The organism is Snodgrassella alvi (genome assembly GCF_002777745.1).
GTDB lineage: Bacteria > Pseudomonadota > Gammaproteobacteria > Burkholderiales > Neisseriaceae > Snodgrassella > Snodgrassella alvi_D.
The window spans coordinates 252,660-269,863 of sequence record NZ_MEIO01000055.1 but is presented as its reverse complement, the minus strand read 5'-3'; the positions used below and the strand labels follow the sequence as shown (position 1 = coordinate 269,863).

Here is a 17,204-nt window from a genome sequence, read left to right as displayed (position 1 = left end):
AAATTTTTGCTTTATGTCTGTAATTGCGCCAGTAATATAGGTATGTGGCTGTGTGTAATGTCTTTAGCTGCGGTTAGTAGCCATAATTGTTGGTGCTGCTGATGCTGTTGTTGCAGTGTTTGTAATGCCTGCTGCTGTTGTGGCTGATACAGTTCTTGCTGATAGAGCTGGCAGAATTCGCTGTAGCGACTGGCCGGACTTTGATGCAGCCATTGCCGTAGCTGGCTGGAAGGCGCAACGGTCTTCATCCATTCCACACCGTTTAATCTGGCTTTGCTGATACCACGTGGCCACAGACGGTCAATTAATACGGCCGGTTGCTGGTGTTGGTAAGTGTAAACACGCTGAACGCTATACATGGCTATTGTGCTGAGTTTTTAAAATGATTAATAATAATTTCTGAAGGATATTGTGACAACTGTTATCGCGGCAATGATTGTTGAAAATATGTGCGAATGATGTGAGTGAAGTTGTTGGTGCAGGTTTCGATAAATGCTATTACTGAAAGTAATTACTGCATTGTGAGCAGAATAAAAAAGCAGCCATAACTGGCTGCTTTTTGCTATGAATGCTGGTTATTTTTGGTTTTTGTTCAGTTCCTGCTCTAAGTCGTTTTTACGCATCAGGCCGGAAATGGTCTTACCATTCGGAAATATTATGGTAGGGGTACCAGTAAAGCCCAATTTGTCACCCAGTTTCATGGTTTCAGCAACCGGATTGTTACAATTGGCTACGCTAGCGGGTTCTTTGTTATGACGCATCCAGGCAGTCCAGGCTGTGGTGCGATCTTTCTGACACCATATCTGTACTGATTTATTCTGTGCTTTCGGGTGCAGTTCGGGTACGGGCATCAGGAAAGTATAGACTGTAACGTTATCAATCTGGGCGATTTCTTCTTCAAGCTTTTTACAGAACGGGCAATCAGGATCAGAAAATACAGCCATGATGTGCTGTCCGTTACCGCGAACTTCTTTGATGGCTTTATCCAATGGCAGTTTGTCAAAGTCTACTTTGGACAAGTCACTTAAACGCTGTTCGGTCAGGTTTTTATGGTGTTGCAGATCAAGCAGGTTGCCCAGTATGATGTAATCAGCATTTTCATCGGTATAGATAATCTGATTACCGGTAATTACAACTTCATAAATGCCTTTAAACGGGGTGGTATAAACACTCTGTATGTTTAATTCTGCACCTTTGAGTGTGAATGCTTTCTGCATTTTCTTAGTCAGATTTTCGCTAACTTTTTTACTGGTAGCTGCATCGACAGCCTGACTGATTTCAGTGGCTGTGTTACTGGCCGCAGATGCGTTAATGCCAGAGGCAGCACTGGCAGCGGAGCCGGTATTTTGTACAGGAGTGCCGTTGCAGGATGCGATAAAAGGTATGGCGAGCAGGGGGGCAAGCCATTGCCATAAGAAGGATTTTTTCATATTGAAATGTTTTTTACTCTTAGTTAATGAATAGTTTGAAATTATATGCTGCTATTATGCATAAGCTGTCGATAGCATGAAAGTTATTGTGTGGAAAATGTCGCTATTTTGCTGCTAAACAGTTCTGAAACTAGACGGGTTGAAATCTGTTATCGCCATAGCTGTATTGTATCCTTAGTATATATTGTCTGCTTTTTAAATGCGGTATATTGATTAGTTCTTTAAGTATAAAGCAATTGTGATGTGTGTGTAATGGTGTTTTGCTTGTGAAACGGTTGGCGTGGGTGCTGGCTTCATGCCACAATACTCGTTTGTTAACTAATGTGAATACATGCCATGACTCCGATTTTGGCTTTCGATATTGAAACTGTTCCAGACGTAGCCGGTATTCGTGTGCTCAATCATTTGCCGGCAGAAGTAAGTGATGCTGAGGTGGTGGAATTTGCCTTGCAGCAGCGACGTGCTAAAACTGGTGGTAATGATTTTATGCAGCTGCATTTGCAGCAGGTGGTGGCCATATCATGCTGTATGCGCTGGGGTGCGGATAAGATCCATATTGGTAGTATCGGGACACCTGAGGACAGTGAAGAAACACTGATTGCGCGTTTTTTTGAGTTGATAGAAACTCATACGCCACAGCTGGTAAGCTGGAATGGCGGTGGTTTTGATTTACCGGTATTGCATTATCGTGCCCTGATTTATGGTATCAGTGCTGCGCGTTACTGGGATATGGGGGAGGGAGATTTTGGCGACAGCCGCGATTTTAAATGGAATAATTATATCAGCCGCTATCATGCGCGCCATTGTGATTTGATGGATTTATTATCTTTATATCAGGCACGTGCCTGTGTGCCACTGGATGACATGGCAAAGTTGTGTGGTTTTCCGGGTAAGCTGGGCATGGATGGTAGTAAGGTATGGATGGCTTATCAGCAAGGAGAGCTGGCGCAGATTCGGCATTATTGTGAAACCGATGCGGCCAATACTTATTTAATGTATCTGCGCTTTAATCTGTTGCGTGGATTTCTGAATGCGGATGAGTACGAGCAGGAAATCCGTTGCCTGAAAGCTTATCTGAACGGACAACAGGCACCACACTGGCAGGAATTTCTGGCTGCATGGGGAAGCTCAAGTTGACTGTCAATGTAAATGAACCGGATGTTAGGATGATGGTTTGTGTGGGGTACTTCCTGATATGAGTATGCGCAGGCTGGTGCTGATTGGGGTAGGCCTGATTGGTGGTTCGCTGGCACTGGATTTAAAACGTGCCGGATTGGTAGACAAAGTAGCTGGTATTGATATCGATGCAGATAATCTGACTCGTGCGCTGGAGCGGCGTGTAATCGATTGTGCCTATACGCGGATTGATGCAGAGAGTGTGGCTGATGCTGATATGGTGCTGATTGCGACGCCGGTTAATACATTGCCTCTCGTCTGTCGTGAGCTGGCGCCATATCTGCCTGCACAGTGTATTGTTACCGATGTGGGCAGTACCAAACAGCTGGCACTACAGGCTTTTGCTAGTGAGCTGCCACATCACTATCCACGCTGTGTTGCAGCTCATCCAATTGCCGGTTCCGACCGGCATGGTGCACTGGCGGCACAGTTTGGCTTGTTTGCACAGAAAAAATGCATTGTCTGTGCACATGAACATCAGGATGAAACAGCATTGCAGGCAGTAGTGGCGATGTGGCAGGCAGTACAGGCGCAGATTTATCATCTGGATGTGGCCAGACACGATGCGATTTTTGCAGCAGTGAGTCATTTGCCGCATATGCTGGCTTATGCGTATGTTCACCAGTTGGCAGAAGCAGCGAATGCAGATGAGCTGTTGCAGTTTGCCGGTAGTGGTTTCCGTGATTTTACGCGGATTGCGGCTAGTCATCCGCAGATATGGACAGATATCTGTCTTGCTAATCGTGATGTGCTGAGTGGTCTGCTCCAGCAGCAACAGCAGGAGCTGGTGTATTTGCAGCAATGTTTGCAACAAGGTGATGCGCAGAAGTTGACTGCTTTTTTTGCCAAAGCACAGAAAATACGCGAAGACTGGCAGAATTAGAAAAAAAAGTACTGCAAGGGGTAATTCTGGCAGATAAAGACATTATTATAGCTAAGTTGTGGTTGAATAAAGCATTTTTTGGTGTTTTTGACTGCGCCAGATAGGTGCAGTTAATCAATTTTGCGGCATTTTTAATTAAAATAACTCTATTTTGTAGAAATAATACAAAATATGACTTGCCATGTGTGCGTATTTGATGCATAATTCGCTTCGTTAAATCAGCTCCTAGTTGGTTTAACAGTTTCTCCTCTATTTCTCCTTTGTAGACTTGGCGCACACTTAACCGTGTGCGCATTTTTTTATCTATTTTTCTTTATGTTGTTGGAATATATTTCTGGTCATATCTGATTGCCGTATTTTGGCTATATTTGAGTTATCTGAAAGTAATTCTTTAGCTGATTGTTGCTCAGGTTTGTTTGTATAGTTGAGGCTTTGTTTATGATGATATTTTCTGAAATGAATACTGTCAGGATGAATACCTTACATTAAAACAGGAAATGATTATGTTCTAGTGATGTAATCTGCAATCGGTGGTGGCGCAGCATAATTTAGGAGAATACATATTCTATACGGTGTAGTAACCAGCAACGGCTTTGCAACTGCTGAGGCTGCAATACAGGAGAATGAAAGTTTTTATGCTGATTCTGTTATGTATGGTAGCCGACAGCAGTATTTTCGCGCTTACTGGCGCGGTTGAATCTTAGTTGTAATGTGATAGCCGGCTATAATCATATTTTGTGGCTGCATATGATGTGGCACAGGCTTTGGTTATTCTGAATAGTTTGGGTGAAGAGTAGTAGTCGGATAATTGAAAAGTGGCTGATGATGTGTGCAATATGAAACACGTTGCGCAAGAGATATCAGCGGTTTGTTGATGTTGCAATTCACGCCATTGATGACGATATTTACTCTAAAAACCAGCAGGAAGTATGGTGCTCTGCATCATTTGATTATTTTGTGCGGGCTGAATGCCTGCAATGTATAAATCTGTAGATAATCATATTGAATGGTAGGGTAACAGGGTTTATTGAGCTGATGTTGACGCACTGAAAAATTATTCTCATGCGCTTGTGTCTTTTATTATGCCAGACGCTCAGATCAAATTTTGTTGTGATGCGGCACCTGCATTTGCTACTGGATATACCGGCGCCACTTGGTCGGAATGTGTTTACTTGTTATCTACTGATTGCCATTATTAGTCGTAAATAACAGCTGTAACCTATCTGGTGGGTTAGTACAGCTAAAAAACAGATATTCAGCAGCATTGAGACCGCTATTGAAGCAGTTGGTCAAGACGTAGGTACGACGGCAGGTGGTGACTAAAAAGTTGATTCAGACTCAGCTAGCTACTGTTACGGCAGGGTGTATGCTAGGCCACGCCGGTTTACCTGTTTCTTATCCAAGATAATCAATAAATACAGGCTGTGATTAATCTATACCAGTACTTAATATGACCGGAATTTATTCCAAATGTAACATCTGTTCTTCTTTTACTTCTTCCATTACAACATAACTGCGGCTTTCGGCTGCGGCCGGCAGTTGTAGCAGGATGTTGCCCAACAGGTTGCGGTATGCATGCATATTCGGCAGGCGTACTTTAATCAGGTAATCGTATTCGCCGGATATCAGGTGGCATTCCAGTACTTGCGGAATGGTTAGTACCTCACGTCGGAAATCTTCGAAAATATTGCCGGATTTGGAACGCAGTTTGATTTCCACAAATACCAGCAGACTCTGATTTAAGGCACGCGGGTTCAGGCGTGCATGATAACCGGTAATGATGTTTTCTCGTTCTAGTCGCCGTACTCGTTCGGTGACAGGTGTGGTGGACAATCCTACCTTGTCGGCCAGTTCAGTCATGGTGGTACGGGCATTTTTTTGCAGTAGGGACAGTATCTTCATGTCCACTTTGTCAATATGGTGCATGGTTTATCATGGTATAGATGTGATAATTTATAAAAATACTCCTTTTTTTTGTTTAAATAAAGTGAAATTCACTATCATTCTTTGTTTACACTAGAAAAAGTAACTAAATAAGCTGTTTGAGGGTTTTGCGATTAAACGATTGGAATTATTTCGTTTGATTACTAGGGAGAGAAGGCAATGAAAGTACTGATTATGGGGGCAGGTATTGTTGGAGTAAGTACTGCCTGGTATCTGGCTAAAGCCGGACACGAAGTTACTGTGCTTGAGCGTGCTGATCAGGCCGCGATGGAAACCAGTTTTGCTAATGCTGGCCAGTTATCCTATGGCTATACTACACCATGGGCAGCACCAAATATTCCAGCTAAGGTGTGGAAATGGCTGTTTAAAGAGCATTCTCCTTTACTGATTCGTCCTGATGGCAGTCTCTTTCAGTTGCAATGGCTGTGGCGGATGTATCGGAATTGTAATGAACAGAGCTATGCAACTAATAAAGAACGCATGGTACGTATTTCTGAATATAGCCGCGAGATGTTACAGCAACTTGAAGCTGAAGAGAGCATTAAGTATGAGGGACGCCGGCAGGGTACTTTGCAAATTTTCCGCACGGAAAAAGAGGTTATTGATTCCCGTTCTGATATAGCTGTTCTACAGGAATTCGGCGTGCCGTTGCAGGTGTTGAATAGTGTTGAAGAATGTACGCAGTATGAACCGGCACTGGCACACATGGCCGGAAAGCTGGCTGGTGCACTTTATTTACCTCAGGATGGTACGGGTGACTGTCATTTATTTACTACTCAGCTGGCCGAAAAATGTGCGGCTTTGGGGGTGAAATTTTTGTATCGGCATGCTATTTCGGCAATTCAGCAGGACAAATGTTCGATTAAAGGTGTGCAGGCTAATGGCCAGTGGTTTACTGCCGACCATTATGTCTGTGCTTTAGGCAGTTTCAGCCGCAGTATGCTGAGTAAGCTGGGGATTAATCTGCCGGTTTATCCAGTAAAAGGATATTCACTTACTATTCCGATAATTAATAAGGATAAAGCACCGGTTTCTACGGTTCTTGATGAAACTTATAAGGTGGCGATAACGCGTTTTGATGAACGTATCCGTGTTGGTGGCATGGCTGAGCTGTCTGGCTATCAGATTCACCTGAATCCCAAACGCAAGGCTACGCTGGACCTGGTGGTTAATGATCTGTTTCCGGGCAGTTGTCATACTTCTGAGGCCTTTTTCTGGAGTGGTCTGCGCCCGATGACACCGGATAGTACGCCGATTATTGGTGCCAGCCGTTTTGAAAATCTGTCGCTGAATACTGGTCATGGTACATTGGGCTGGACGATGGGGTTGGGTTCAGGAAAAATTCTGGCGGATTTGATTAGTGGTGTTAAGCCGGAAATTGAAACCAATGATTTATCGCTGGCACGTTATATTTAAGCCAGTAATATCGCTGTAACCTGTATGTTTGTTTGTGTGGCGCCGTTCTTGATTATGCCTTCTCTGGATGCATACAAGAGCTGTATATGGTTTTATTATTAATATATTATTAATTTATCCTGTTTAGTTCCTGCTGCCGAATAAGGCAGGTTATTCTATTGAAGGATAAGGTTTAAATATGGCTAATGATAAGATTCTGTTACTGGAAGTTGCTCCGGCAGGCCGGATTATCGAATTTGATACGGTAACGGCTACGCATCGGATACTGGTGGATGAGTTGTATGATTTTCCCGATGGTATTGCTGTTGACTGGCAGCACCAGCGGCTGTTTTATTCAAGCATGGGGCGGATAAAGGAACCAGAGTCACTTGAATTTTTTCAGGCTGATGGCATGATTGCAGAAGTTTCGCTGGATGGACATCAACGGCACAAGCTGGTGGGCAATGGTTTGTTTGTTACCGGTAAACAGGTGGCTTTTGATGAGGAAAACCAGCAAATTTACTGGTGTGACCGTGAGGGAATGCGCGTCTGCCGTTATGATGTGTTAAGCGGTAGAATGGAGGTGCTGGTACAGACTGGTTTGTACCCGCGTGATGCGCATGACTATTCACGTCATTGTGTTGGCATTGCGCTGGATAAACCACATAATCATTTTTACTGGACTCAGAAGGGGCGACCGAAAGGTGGCGAAGGCCGGATCCTGCGCGCCTGTTTGCAGCCGGATGAGGAGTACGATGCCGCAGTCCGTACAGATATTGTAACCGTACTGGATAATTTGCCCGAACCTATCGATCTGGAAATTGATCATGCGAACCAGATAATGTACTGGACTGACCGTGGTCTTGATGCTGCAGGTGGTAATAGTCTGAATTGTGCCAGTATTGGAGCAGATGGATTGACAAACCATGAGGTGCTGGCAACTGGGTTACAGGAAGGGATTGGTTTGGCTGCGGATTTTGCCAGTTCTGTTATCTATATTACAGACCTAGGTGGTAATTTGTGGCGTTATGATATACGGCAGCGTGGGCCATTGCGTAAACTGGCTCAATTTGGCTCGCTTACTGGGATTGCTTTGCTTAAACAATAAGATTTGGTAACCATGATAACAGGGGAGCAATTATGCGTCCGTTAGTTGCGCATATTCGGTTAAATCACTTACGTGATAATTTTTTGGCCTTAAAACAAATGCACGGCGGTGGCAAGATGTTAGCCGTGGTAAAAGCTAATGCTTATGGACATGGTGCGATACGTTGTGCCAAAGCACTGGCCGATATAGCCGATGGGTTTGCGGTAGCGTGCATCAATGAAGCAGTACAACTGCGGGAGGCTGGCATAAAATCGCCGATTGTAATGCTGGAAGGTGTTTTCGCGGCAGAAGAATACGCGTTGGCAGATCGTTATCAGCTATGGCCGGTAGTGGGTAATTTGTGGCAACTGGAAACCTTGCTCGTTCATGACTGGCAAAAACCGGTAACAGTATGGCTGAAAATGGATTCAGGCATGCACCGTACCGGCTTTTTTCCGCATGATTATGCACCAGCCTATCAGGCACTGGCACAAAGTGACAAGGTAGCCGATGTGGTGAAAATGACCCATTTTGCCTGTGCCGATGAGCCTATGAAAACGATGACAGCTGAACAGATTCACGTTTTTGAGATGGTGTGTGCTGATCTGCCCGGTGAAGTGAGTTTAGCTAATTCGGCAGCAATAATGGCCTATCCGCAAACCCAGTGTGGCTGGGTGCGGGCTGGGCTGGCGCTGTATGGAATTTCACCCATGGGCGGTGCAGATAGCCGCTTTAAGCCGGTGATGCGGCTAGTAAGCAAGGTGTTCGGCGAGCGGGTGTTGCAGATGGGAGAACCGATTGGCTACGGTGCCAGTTTTGTTACCAACCGTTCAACCCGGGTAGGGCTGGTGGCCTGTGGCTACGCCGATGGCTATCCGCGTCGTGCTACGACAGGCACTCCGGTGGCTATCGACGGCGTACGCAGCATGGTTCTGGGACGGGTTTCCATGGATATGATGACAATACAATTGGATGACCACCGGCAGTCACTGGGCAGTGAAGTGGAATTATGGGGCGATGTTGTCAATGTGAATGAGGTGGCAGCAGCAGCAGGAACCATTGCCTATGAATTACTGTGTAATGTTAAAAGAGCAGAAATGGTATATGAATAAGTTACCATGGATCGTCAATTATCAGGTAAATATTTGGCAAGATAGAAAAATTGGTTTATAAAGATGTAATATGTTCTCAGGCAGCCCTTTAAGCTGCCTGAAGTTATTTTTTTTGAGTTTATGATAATGGAAATAGAAACACTGGAACTGGCCAAGGCATTGATAGCACAGCCGTCTATTACACCAGACGATCATGGTTGTCAGTCTCTGCTGATGAGCCGGCTAACGGCGCTGGGTTTTCGCATTGAAAATCTGCGCTTTGGGGAAACCGATAATTTTTATGCAGTTTATGGTCAGCAAGGGCCGCTGGTGTGCTTTGCTGGTCATACTGATGTGGTGCCTGCTGGAGATGAAAGCTGCTGGACTTCGCCACCCTTTACGCCTACAGAACGTGATGGCCGGCTGTATGGTCGTGGTGCTGCCGATATGAAAAGCAGTGTTGCTGCTTTTGTAACTGCCTGTGAACGTTTACTGGCACAACAGCCTGATTTGCCACTTCGCCTGGCTTTGCTGATTACTTCAGATGAAGAAGGGGACGGACATGATGGCACCAAACGCGTGGTTGAAATTCTGAAACAGCGTGGTGAGCATATCGATTACTGTATTGTAGGCGAACCCACTGCCGTTAATACACTGGGAGATATGATAAAAAATGGTCGGCGTGGCTCGTTATCCGGCACATTACGGGTACATGGTCGACAGGGACATGTGGCTTATCCACATCTGGCTGCTAATCCTATTCATTTGGCCGCTGCGGCGCTGGCCGAGTTAACGGCCATGCACTGGGATGATGGTAATGCCTATTTTCCGCCTACCGGATTTCAGATTTCTAATATTCATGCCGGTACAGGTGCTACCAATGTAATTCCGGCCGAGTTAACGGTGCAATTTAATTTCCGTTTTTCGACCGAGTCCAGTGCAGAGGATTTGCGCCAGCGTGTGCATGCCATTCTGGATAAGCATGGTTTACACTATGATTTAGACTGGGCATTATCAGGACAACCTTTTCTGACAGCAGCCGGACGTTTAACTACTGTGGCGCAAACAGCCATTGGCCGTGTATGCGGCATAGATGCTCAGCTATCTACTACGGGTGGTACTTCTGATGGCCGCTTTATTAAGGCCATTACCAGTGAACTGATTGAATTAGGGCCAGTGAATGCAACCATTCATCAGATAGATGAGTGTGTGGATATTGCGGCGATAGCACAGTTATCGGCAATTTATGAAGATATGCTGCAACAGCTTGCCCTGCCTGATTCCTGTCAAACTACATGAGGAGAAAATAATGAGCATTGTAAGCCAGAAACATTTTTTAAAGCTGTTGGACTATACGCCAGCAGAAATCCAGACGTTACTTGATTTAGCTGCCAGATTGAAAACCGAGAAGAAAAACGGTGCAGAGCAGCCATGTCTGACGGGTAAGAATATTGTCCTTATTTTTGAAAAAACTTCCACTCGTACCCGTTGTGCCTTTGAGGTAGCCGCTCATGATCAGGGGGCACATGTGACTTATCTGGATAGTAGTGGCAGCCAGATTGGTCATAAGGAGAGTATTCGCGATACTGCGCGCGTTCTCGGGCGCATGTATGACGCCATTGAGTATCGTGGTTTTGGTCAGGAGATTGTTGAGCAGTTGGCTGAATATGCAGGGGTTCCGGTGATCAATGGTTTAACTAATGAATATCATCCTACACAGATGCTGGCTGATTTGCTTACCATGAAAGAAAATAGTAGGAAACCTTTAAGCCAGATTGCCTATGCTTATGTGGGCGATGCACGCTACAACATGGGTAATTCTTTGCTGGTAGCCGGTGCGAAAATGGGTATGGATGTGCGCATTGGCGCCCCACGTGCTTTCTGGCCGGATGATAATCTGGTAGTACAATGTCGTGAGATTGCCAGACAGACAGGCGCGCGGATTACCTTAACCGAAGAAGCAGCCACAGCGGTTAATGAAGCTGATTTTATCCATACGGACGTCTGGGTATCGATGGGAGAAGCAAAAGAAATCTGGAAAGAACGTATTAAGCAGCTCAGGCCGTATCGGGTTGATGCTCAGCTGCTTGCAGCCAGTCACAATCCTGATGTGAAATTCATGCACTGTCTGCCGGCGATTCACAATCGTGATACTGAAGTAGGGCAATGGCTGTTTGATGAATTTGCTCTGGACGGTGCTGAAGTGAGTGAAGAAGTATTTGAAAGTGCCGCTTCTATAGTATTTGAGCAGGCAGAAAACCGTATGCATACCATTAAATCCGTGTTGGTAGCATTACTGAATACCTGAACGGATTTAGCCTGTTGTCAATGGAGAGAATGGTTATGAAAGTTTCCCCCAATCAGTTATTGATTAATCCGCATCATCTGGCATTGCTATTAGCGGTGATGGTGGCCATTATGCCATTTTCTACAGATATCTATCTGTCTTCTGTGCCGGAAATGGCTACTTCCTTACATGCACCGATTTATCAGATTGAACGTAGTCTATCCAGTTTTATGTTTGGCGTAGCGCTTGGACAATTGCTTGGGGGGGCAATATCCGATATTAAGGGGCGCAAAGTTATGGCGATGATTGGTCTGAGTGTTTATCTGCTCTCAGCTATTGCTATTGTCTTCATCGATTCGGCCGGTGAACTGCTGTTCTGGCGCTGGATTCAGGCTATGGGTGGCGGCATGGCAACTGTCACTGTAGGTGCTACGGTACGTGACTTTTTTCAAGGAAATGAAGCAGCCAAAATGTTCGCCACCATAGGCATTATTACTCTGGCTGCTCCGCTGGCTGCTCCGATGCTGGGTACGGCGCTGGCTGCATTGAATGGTTGGCGTATTATCTTTATTTTTCTAGTCGTGTACGCTCTGATAGTGCTGGTATGTGTGTGGCGGTTTATGCCGCAGGTTAAAATGGACTTTCAACCATTGGACAGCCGGGTTTTTCACAAGATAAAACAGAATTTTTCGGTGGTTTTTCATGAGCGCGAAGCGCTTGGATTTATGTTTTTTCAAACTGCTGCTTTTGCGGCCATGTTTGTCTTTTTGACTGAATCCTCATTTGTTTACATGAATACTTATGGTCTGAGCCCTCATCAGTATTCATGGGCTTTTGGTGCCAATATTATTACCATGATGCTGTTTAACAGGATAACTGCTTATCGGCTGCGTACTACACCGGCACGAAATATTTTACTCAGTGGTGTATTTTTGCAGCTGGGTTGTAATTTATTATTGACCATTATAGCGTGGAGTATGGAACGACCACCATTTTTCATGCTATTGGCATTAATTATGTTTTCTATTGGTTCACAGGGTTTGATTGGTTCTAATACACAGGCATGTTTCATGAGCTATTTTCGTAAAATAGGAGGCAGTGCCAATGCTGTGCTAGGTACAATGCAGTTTCTGGTTGCCGCCTTGGTGGGCTGGCTGACTACGCTGCTACATAATGGTTCGATACATGTGATGCCGACGATGATGCTGATTTCCACCAGTTGCGGCGCCATTTTATTATGGACTTTGTCACGTACTGCATGGGAGAAAAAACATCAATAATTCTGGGCAGCCGTGGCAGGCTGCCTTTTTCATGTCTTTCTTGAATTAACTATTAATAACACTACTAATTATGTCTGATAACGATAAACTCAAACCACATCGCGATGCTATAGACCAGATTGACAGCAAAATTTTACAGTTATTAAATCAGCGTGCAGGACATGCTCAGGCCATTGGTACGTTAAAAGGAGAGGGAATAATATACCGCCCTGAACGCGAAGCAGCGGTTTTACGCCGGATACAAGAACAGAATCCGGGGCCATTGTCCGGTCAGGCGGTTGCCCGTTTACAACGGGCGATTATGAGTGAATGTCTGGCACTGGAACGACCATTAACTGTGGCTTATCTTGGCCCTCAGGGTACATTTACCGAACAGGCTGCCATTAAACATTTTGGTCAGGCAGCACAGACGTATCCGTGTGCTTCAATAGATGAAGGCTTTCGTCTGGTAGAATCACAGCAGGCTGATTATGTGGTTACCCCTATCGAAAACTCTACTGAAGGCTCAATAGGGCGTAGTCTCGATTTATTGGTAACCACACCATTAAAAGCCTGTGGTGAAGTCAATTTGCGCATTCATCATCAATTGCTGCGTGCTGTTGCATCTGATCAGGGCATTAATAAAGTGTATGCGCATGCACAGGCATTGGCGCAGTGCCGTAACTGGCTGGATAAAAATTTGTCTGAGCAGGTGGTACGGATTGCGGTGGCCAGTAATGCAGAAGCAGCACGGCTGGCAGCTGCTGATAGCAATGCAGTGGCAATTGCCTCACTGCTGGCAGCCGATCATTACCACCTACAGATATTGGCACAGGATATCGAAGACGAACCCAACAATACCACGCGCTTTCTGGTGCTCGGGCGCAATGTCACCACAAGCAGCGGCAGGGATAAAACTACACTGATTGTGGCTGCACCCAACAAGGCTGGTGCTGTACATGATTTGCTCCAGCCTTTTGCTGACCATCATGTATCCATGACTAAGCTCGAAAGTCGCCCCAGCCGTGGTGGTTTATGGGAATATGTATTCTTTATCGATATTGAAGGCCATCAACAGGACACAGCAGTAGCGGCCGCACTAGCTGCCTTGCAGCAGCGTTCGGTATTCTTGAAATTGATTGGTTCTTATCCGCAGGCTGTGATTTAAGCGTAAAACAAATATTTACTTAAAATAGGCGCAAATCGCCTTTGGCATGGAGAAAAACAAGTATGAAAAATATCGTTGTATATTGTGGTTCCAATCTGGGACAGAATAAAGCCTATTTCGATGCTGCACAGCTGCTGGGAAAGGAAATGGCTCAACAGGGGTATCGTCTGGTTTATGGAGGTGGCAATATCGGTCTGATGGGCACAATTGCTTCGGCAGTACTGGAACATGGTGGTGAAGCCATTGGCGTGATTCCGAGTTTTCTGAAAAATATGGAAGGTGCACATCCAAGGCTGACTAAATTGTATGAAACGGCCAATATGACCGAGCGCAAAAACAAAATGATTGAACTGGCTGATGGTTTTATTGCTATGCCCGGCGGTTTGGGCACTTATGAAGAATTGTTTGAGGTATTATCACAGGCACAGCTTAAGCTGCACCCTCATCCGGTAGGGATTCTGAATGTAGCCGGCTTTTTTGATCCGTTAATTCAGATGTTGCAAAATACTGTGGCAGCTGGTTTCATGCCACCAGAAAACATGGATTTACTCTGCTGTGCCACCATGCCGGCAGAAATCTTGGAGCAAATGCGCCACTGGCAGCCACGGGATGCGGTGAAATGGGTTACTCCGCAATGGGCGCAGCAGATCAGAGAAACGCTATGTTAACTCTGGCGGTGCTTAATCACCTTATCCAGCAGAATGTAGAGCTTAAAGCACGCTGGCAGCAGCACCAGCAGCGGGTTGTTGCACTGGTGCTGCCCATGCTGACACTCAAAGGCCGCATTGATGCACAGGGTTTCTGGCAGGAAAATTCAGTCGAAGCAGACACCACAATTACTATTGCCTCAACTGCACTAAGTAAAATGCTCACTGGTATACAGCCGGGTGTGGGTGATGTACAAATTAGTGGTGACCGTGCACTGGGTATGGCCATTCTGCCGCTTATACAGGCATTACAGTATGATTGGCGTGATGATCTTGCTAGGCTGCTTGGAGATGCTGTTGGCGGAAAAGTGGCACTGGAACTGGAAAATCTCTATCAGCATGGTCGTGCAATCAGTCACAGTATTGCTGCACAGGTTTCTGACTATGTGCGCGAAAGCGATGCAGCTGTGGTGGGACAGCTTCAATTGCAGCAGTTTGCCGGACAGGTAGAGACATTGCGCGATGACACTGCACGTCTGGCAGCCCGCATTGTCCGCTTGCAGCAGAAACTTAATTAAATTCGGTGCATTGTCCGAATAGCATATAAGCCGTTACTGTAGTAGCGAAAGGCTCTGGTATAATTTCAGTAATTTTTACTGGATTTCAACAATACATCAATCATGACACAACAACGCAAAATACTGGTCACTTCTGCCTTACCCTATGCGAACGGGAACATTCATCTGGGACATATGGTTGAACATATTCAGACTGATATCTGGGTGCGTTTTCAGAAAGCACGCGGACATGAATGCTACTACGTCTGTGCTGATGACACGCATGGTACCCCGGTAATGCTGGCGGCACAAAAGCAAGGACTAACGCCGGAAGAAATGATTACCAGAGTACGCCAGGACCATCTGGCAGATTTTACTGGTTTCGGTATTGGTTATGATAACTATTACAGTACCCACTCTCCTGAAAATGAAGCTTTATCCCGCAGTATCTATCTGGCTTTAAAAGCCAATGGAAAAATTGAGAGCCGTACCATTGAGCAATTGTTTGACCCAGAAAAAAAACTGTTTTTGCCTGACCGTTTTGTTAAAGGGGAATGCCCGAAATGCCATGCACAGGATCAGTATGGTGATAATTGTGAAGTATGCGGTACTACTTACAGTCCAACCGAGTTGATTAATCCGTATTCTGCTATTTCCGGCGCTACTCCGGTGTTGAAAGAATCAGAACATTTCTTCTTTAAACTAGGGGAGTGCGCTGATTATCTGAAGCAGTGGACTGCCGGCAGTACCCAACTGGCTAATGGTCGCCAGCAGTCGCATTTGCAGGCCGAAGCTCTGAATAAAATGAATGAGTGGCTTCAGGATGATAACCTGAGCGACTGGGATATCAGCCGTGATGCACCTTATTTCGGTTTTGAAATTCCTGATGCGCCCGGTAAGTATTTTTATGTCTGGTTAGATGCACCTATTGGCTACATGGCTTCATTTAAAAATCTGTGTGAGCGCATCGGAGTGGATTTTGAACAGTGGTTTCGCGCTGATACCGATACCGAAATGTATCATTTTATTGGTAAGGATATACTGTACTTTCATGCACTGTTCTGGCCGGCAACCTTGCAATATGCAAACCTGCGTGCGCCAACAGGCATATTTGCTCATGGCTTTCTTACTGTAGATGGGCAGAAAATGTCCAAATCTCGTGGTACATTCATTACAGCACGCTCTTATCTGGAACAGCGTTTGAATCCAGAATGGCTGCGTTATTATTTTGCGGCCAAACTTAATAGCAAAATTGAAGACCTTGATTTAAATCTGAACGATTTTATCGCCCGCGTTAACAGTGATTTGGTCGGTAAATACGTGAATATTGCTGCACGTGCTGCCGGATTTATCAGCAAGCGTTTTCAGGGTAAATTGACTGATGTCAGCAACAGTGAGCTGTTGCCACAATTACAGGCACAAAGCGAATCCATTGCAACCAGCTTTGAAGCGCGGGAATATGCGCGTGCCTTGCGTGAAATTATGGCACTGGCCGATGTGGTGAATGAATATGTAGACGCTAACAAACCATGGGAGCTGGCGCGACTGGAAGGTCAGGAAGCACGGTTGCAGCAGGTATGCAGCGAGCTGATTAATGCTTTCCGTATTCTTACTGTCTATCTGTCGCCAGTATTGCCGCAGCTGGCTACTGAAGCAGCAGCATTCCTGAATGTGGCGTCACTAAGCTGGACTGATAGCACGACTTTACTGCCGGCAGGACATAGTATTAATGCCTATCAACACTTGATGCAGCGGGTAGAACAAAAGCAGATTGATGATTTGGTTGCAGCTAATCGCCAGAATATCCAGCCAACGTCAACAGTTGCTACTGTTACTCATGAGCCTGTAGCTGCTACTGCTTCATTTGACGATTTCATGAAAATCGATATGCGTGTGGCCAGAGTGCTGACATGTGAAAAAGTTGAAGGTAGCAGCAAATTACTCAGATTTCAGGTTGATCTTGGCTTTGAACAGCGTACGATATTCTCAGGTATTGCCGCCAGCTATCCTGAGCCGGAAAAACTGGTTGGACGCATGGTAATCGTGGTGGCTAATTTTGCGCCGCGTAAAATGGCCAAATTTGGTATGTCTGAGGGCATGATTACTTCGGCTGCCGGTAATGGCAAACTATTCTTATTGGATGTAGATAGTGGTGCTGAGCCGGGTATGAAAGTCGGCTGATTATTCATTCTCAAAAAAACAGACCAGTTAATATTAACTGGTCTGTTTTTTTTATCTAAAAAGTGATGAGATTGTTAATCTCATCACCTGTGATATGGC

Annotated in this window: 15 protein-coding genes; 12 read left to right on the top strand and 3 right to left on the bottom strand. The window is 45.4% G+C overall.

What is annotated here, in order from left to right; genetic code table 11:
- Window positions 1-11: 11 nt before the first annotated feature.
- Entirely contained in the window at window positions 12-359 is a 348-nt protein-coding gene (locus BHC51_RS09650; RefSeq protein ID WP_100153880.1) for a DUF488 domain-containing protein, read from the bottom strand.
- 216 nt (window positions 360-575) lie between these two features.
- Window positions 576-1,430 carry a DsbC family protein gene (locus BHC51_RS09645; RefSeq protein ID WP_100123365.1) on the bottom strand — a complete coding sequence of 285 codons (855 nt, stop codon included), beginning with the start codon at window positions 1,428-1,430 and terminating at the stop codon, window positions 576-578.
- Between the two features lie 336 nt (window positions 1,431-1,766).
- On the opposite strand from BHC51_RS09645, the gene BHC51_RS09640 reads away from it, so the two are divergent.
- The gene (locus BHC51_RS09640) at window positions 1,767-2,567 is read left to right on the top strand and encodes a 3'-5' exonuclease (protein ID WP_100123364.1); all 801 of its coding nucleotides are present in this window, start codon (window positions 1,767-1,769) and stop codon (window positions 2,565-2,567) included.
- Window positions 2,568-2,625: 58 nt separating this feature from the next.
- Window positions 2,626-3,489, top strand: coding sequence for a prephenate dehydrogenase (locus tag BHC51_RS09635; protein ID WP_100099483.1), 864 nt, complete (start codon window positions 2,626-2,628; stop codon window positions 3,487-3,489).
- A gap of 1,461 nt (window positions 3,490-4,950) precedes the next feature.
- Here the strand turns inward: BHC51_RS09635 and BHC51_RS09630 are convergent.
- Window positions 4,951-5,415, bottom strand: coding sequence for an Lrp/AsnC ligand binding domain-containing protein (locus BHC51_RS09630; protein ID WP_100090793.1), 465 nt, complete (start codon window positions 5,413-5,415; stop codon window positions 4,951-4,953).
- A gap of 177 nt (window positions 5,416-5,592) precedes the next feature.
- On the opposite strand from BHC51_RS09630, the gene BHC51_RS09625 reads away from it, so the two are divergent.
- The 10 genes from BHC51_RS09625 (at window position 5,593) to metG (ending at window position 17,105) form a co-directional block, all read left to right on the top strand.
- A complete protein-coding gene (locus BHC51_RS09625; RefSeq protein ID WP_100099484.1) occupies window positions 5,593-6,849 on the top strand; it encodes a D-amino acid dehydrogenase in 1,257 nt (418 codons plus the stop codon).
- Between the two features lie 178 nt (window positions 6,850-7,027).
- A complete protein-coding gene (locus tag BHC51_RS09620; protein WP_100135554.1) occupies window positions 7,028-7,936 on the top strand; it encodes a hypothetical protein in 909 nt (302 codons plus the stop codon).
- Window positions 7,937-7,968: 32 nt separating this feature from the next.
- On the top strand, window positions 7,969-9,027 hold the full coding sequence (gene alr / locus BHC51_RS09615; protein ID WP_100153879.1) for an alanine racemase: 1,059 nt from the start codon (window positions 7,969-7,971) through the stop codon (window positions 9,025-9,027).
- A 123-nt stretch (window positions 9,028-9,150) separates the two neighbouring features.
- Complete coding sequence (gene dapE / locus BHC51_RS09610; protein ID WP_180296484.1) at window positions 9,151-10,305, top strand: succinyl-diaminopimelate desuccinylase; 1,155 nt, start codon at window positions 9,151-9,153, stop codon at window positions 10,303-10,305.
- Window positions 10,306-10,315: 10 nt separating this feature from the next.
- Window positions 10,316-11,314 carry an ornithine carbamoyltransferase gene (gene argF, locus BHC51_RS09605; RefSeq protein WP_100153878.1) on the top strand — a complete coding sequence of 333 codons (999 nt, stop codon included), beginning with the start codon at window positions 10,316-10,318 and terminating at the stop codon, window positions 11,312-11,314.
- A 35-nt stretch (window positions 11,315-11,349) separates the two neighbouring features.
- Window positions 11,350-12,573, top strand: a complete 1,224-nt coding sequence (locus BHC51_RS09600; RefSeq protein WP_180296477.1) for a multidrug effflux MFS transporter — start codon at window positions 11,350-11,352, stop codon at window positions 12,571-12,573.
- Between the two features lie 70 nt (window positions 12,574-12,643).
- Window positions 12,644-13,720 carry a prephenate dehydratase gene (gene pheA / locus BHC51_RS09595; protein ID WP_100153877.1) on the top strand — a complete coding sequence of 359 codons (1,077 nt, stop codon included), beginning with the start codon at window positions 12,644-12,646 and terminating at the stop codon, window positions 13,718-13,720.
- A 62-nt stretch (window positions 13,721-13,782) separates the two neighbouring features.
- Complete coding sequence (locus BHC51_RS09590) at window positions 13,783-14,388, top strand: LOG family protein (protein ID WP_100123354.1); 606 nt, start codon at window positions 13,783-13,785, stop codon at window positions 14,386-14,388.
- On the top strand, window positions 14,340-14,945 hold the full coding sequence (locus tag BHC51_RS09585) for a ubiquinone biosynthesis accessory factor UbiJ (protein ID WP_143558825.1): 606 nt from the start codon (window positions 14,340-14,342) through the stop codon (window positions 14,943-14,945). Before BHC51_RS09590 ends, BHC51_RS09585 begins: the two co-directional genes overlap by 49 nt.
- A 102-nt stretch (window positions 14,946-15,047) precedes the next feature.
- The gene (gene metG, locus BHC51_RS09580) at window positions 15,048-17,105 is read left to right on the top strand and encodes a methionine--tRNA ligase (RefSeq protein WP_100123352.1); all 2,058 of its coding nucleotides are present in this window, start codon (window positions 15,048-15,050) and stop codon (window positions 17,103-17,105) included.
- Window positions 17,106-17,204 lie beyond the last annotated feature (99 nt).

What these genes read in the sequence shown, in the direction of transcription:
- BHC51_RS09650 (WP_100153880.1), bottom strand. Translation starts at nt 359, where the DNA reads ATGTATAGCGTTCAGCGTGTTTACACTTACCAACACCAGCAACCGGCC.
- argF (WP_100153878.1), top strand. Translation starts at nt 10,316, where the DNA reads ATGAGCATTGTAAGCCAGAAACATTTTTTAAAGCTGTTGGACTATACG.
- BHC51_RS09640 (WP_100123364.1), top strand. Translation starts at nt 1,767, where the DNA reads ATGACTCCGATTTTGGCTTTCGATATTGAAACTGTTCCAGACGTAGCC.
- BHC51_RS09585 (WP_143558825.1), top strand. Translation starts at nt 14,340, where the DNA reads ATGGGTTACTCCGCAATGGGCGCAGCAGATCAGAGAAACGCTATGTTA.
- BHC51_RS09625 (WP_100099484.1), top strand. Translation starts at nt 5,593, where the DNA reads ATGAAAGTACTGATTATGGGGGCAGGTATTGTTGGAGTAAGTACTGCC.
- BHC51_RS09630 (WP_100090793.1), bottom strand. Translation starts at nt 5,415, where the DNA reads ATGCACCATATTGACAAAGTGGACATGAAGATACTGTCCCTACTGCAA.
- BHC51_RS09600 (WP_180296477.1), top strand. Translation starts at nt 11,350, where the DNA reads ATGAAAGTTTCCCCCAATCAGTTATTGATTAATCCGCATCATCTGGCA.
- pheA (WP_100153877.1), top strand. Translation starts at nt 12,644, where the DNA reads ATGTCTGATAACGATAAACTCAAACCACATCGCGATGCTATAGACCAG.
- BHC51_RS09635 (WP_100099483.1), top strand. Translation starts at nt 2,626, where the DNA reads ATGAGTATGCGCAGGCTGGTGCTGATTGGGGTAGGCCTGATTGGTGGT.
- BHC51_RS09620 (WP_100135554.1), top strand. Translation starts at nt 7,028, where the DNA reads ATGGCTAATGATAAGATTCTGTTACTGGAAGTTGCTCCGGCAGGCCGG.
- BHC51_RS09645 (WP_100123365.1), bottom strand. Translation starts at nt 1,430, where the DNA reads ATGAAAAAATCCTTCTTATGGCAATGGCTTGCCCCCCTGCTCGCCATA.
- metG (WP_100123352.1), top strand. Translation starts at nt 15,048, where the DNA reads ATGACACAACAACGCAAAATACTGGTCACTTCTGCCTTACCCTATGCG.
- BHC51_RS09590 (WP_100123354.1), top strand. Translation starts at nt 13,783, where the DNA reads ATGAAAAATATCGTTGTATATTGTGGTTCCAATCTGGGACAGAATAAA.
- alr (WP_100153879.1), top strand. Translation starts at nt 7,969, where the DNA reads ATGCGTCCGTTAGTTGCGCATATTCGGTTAAATCACTTACGTGATAAT.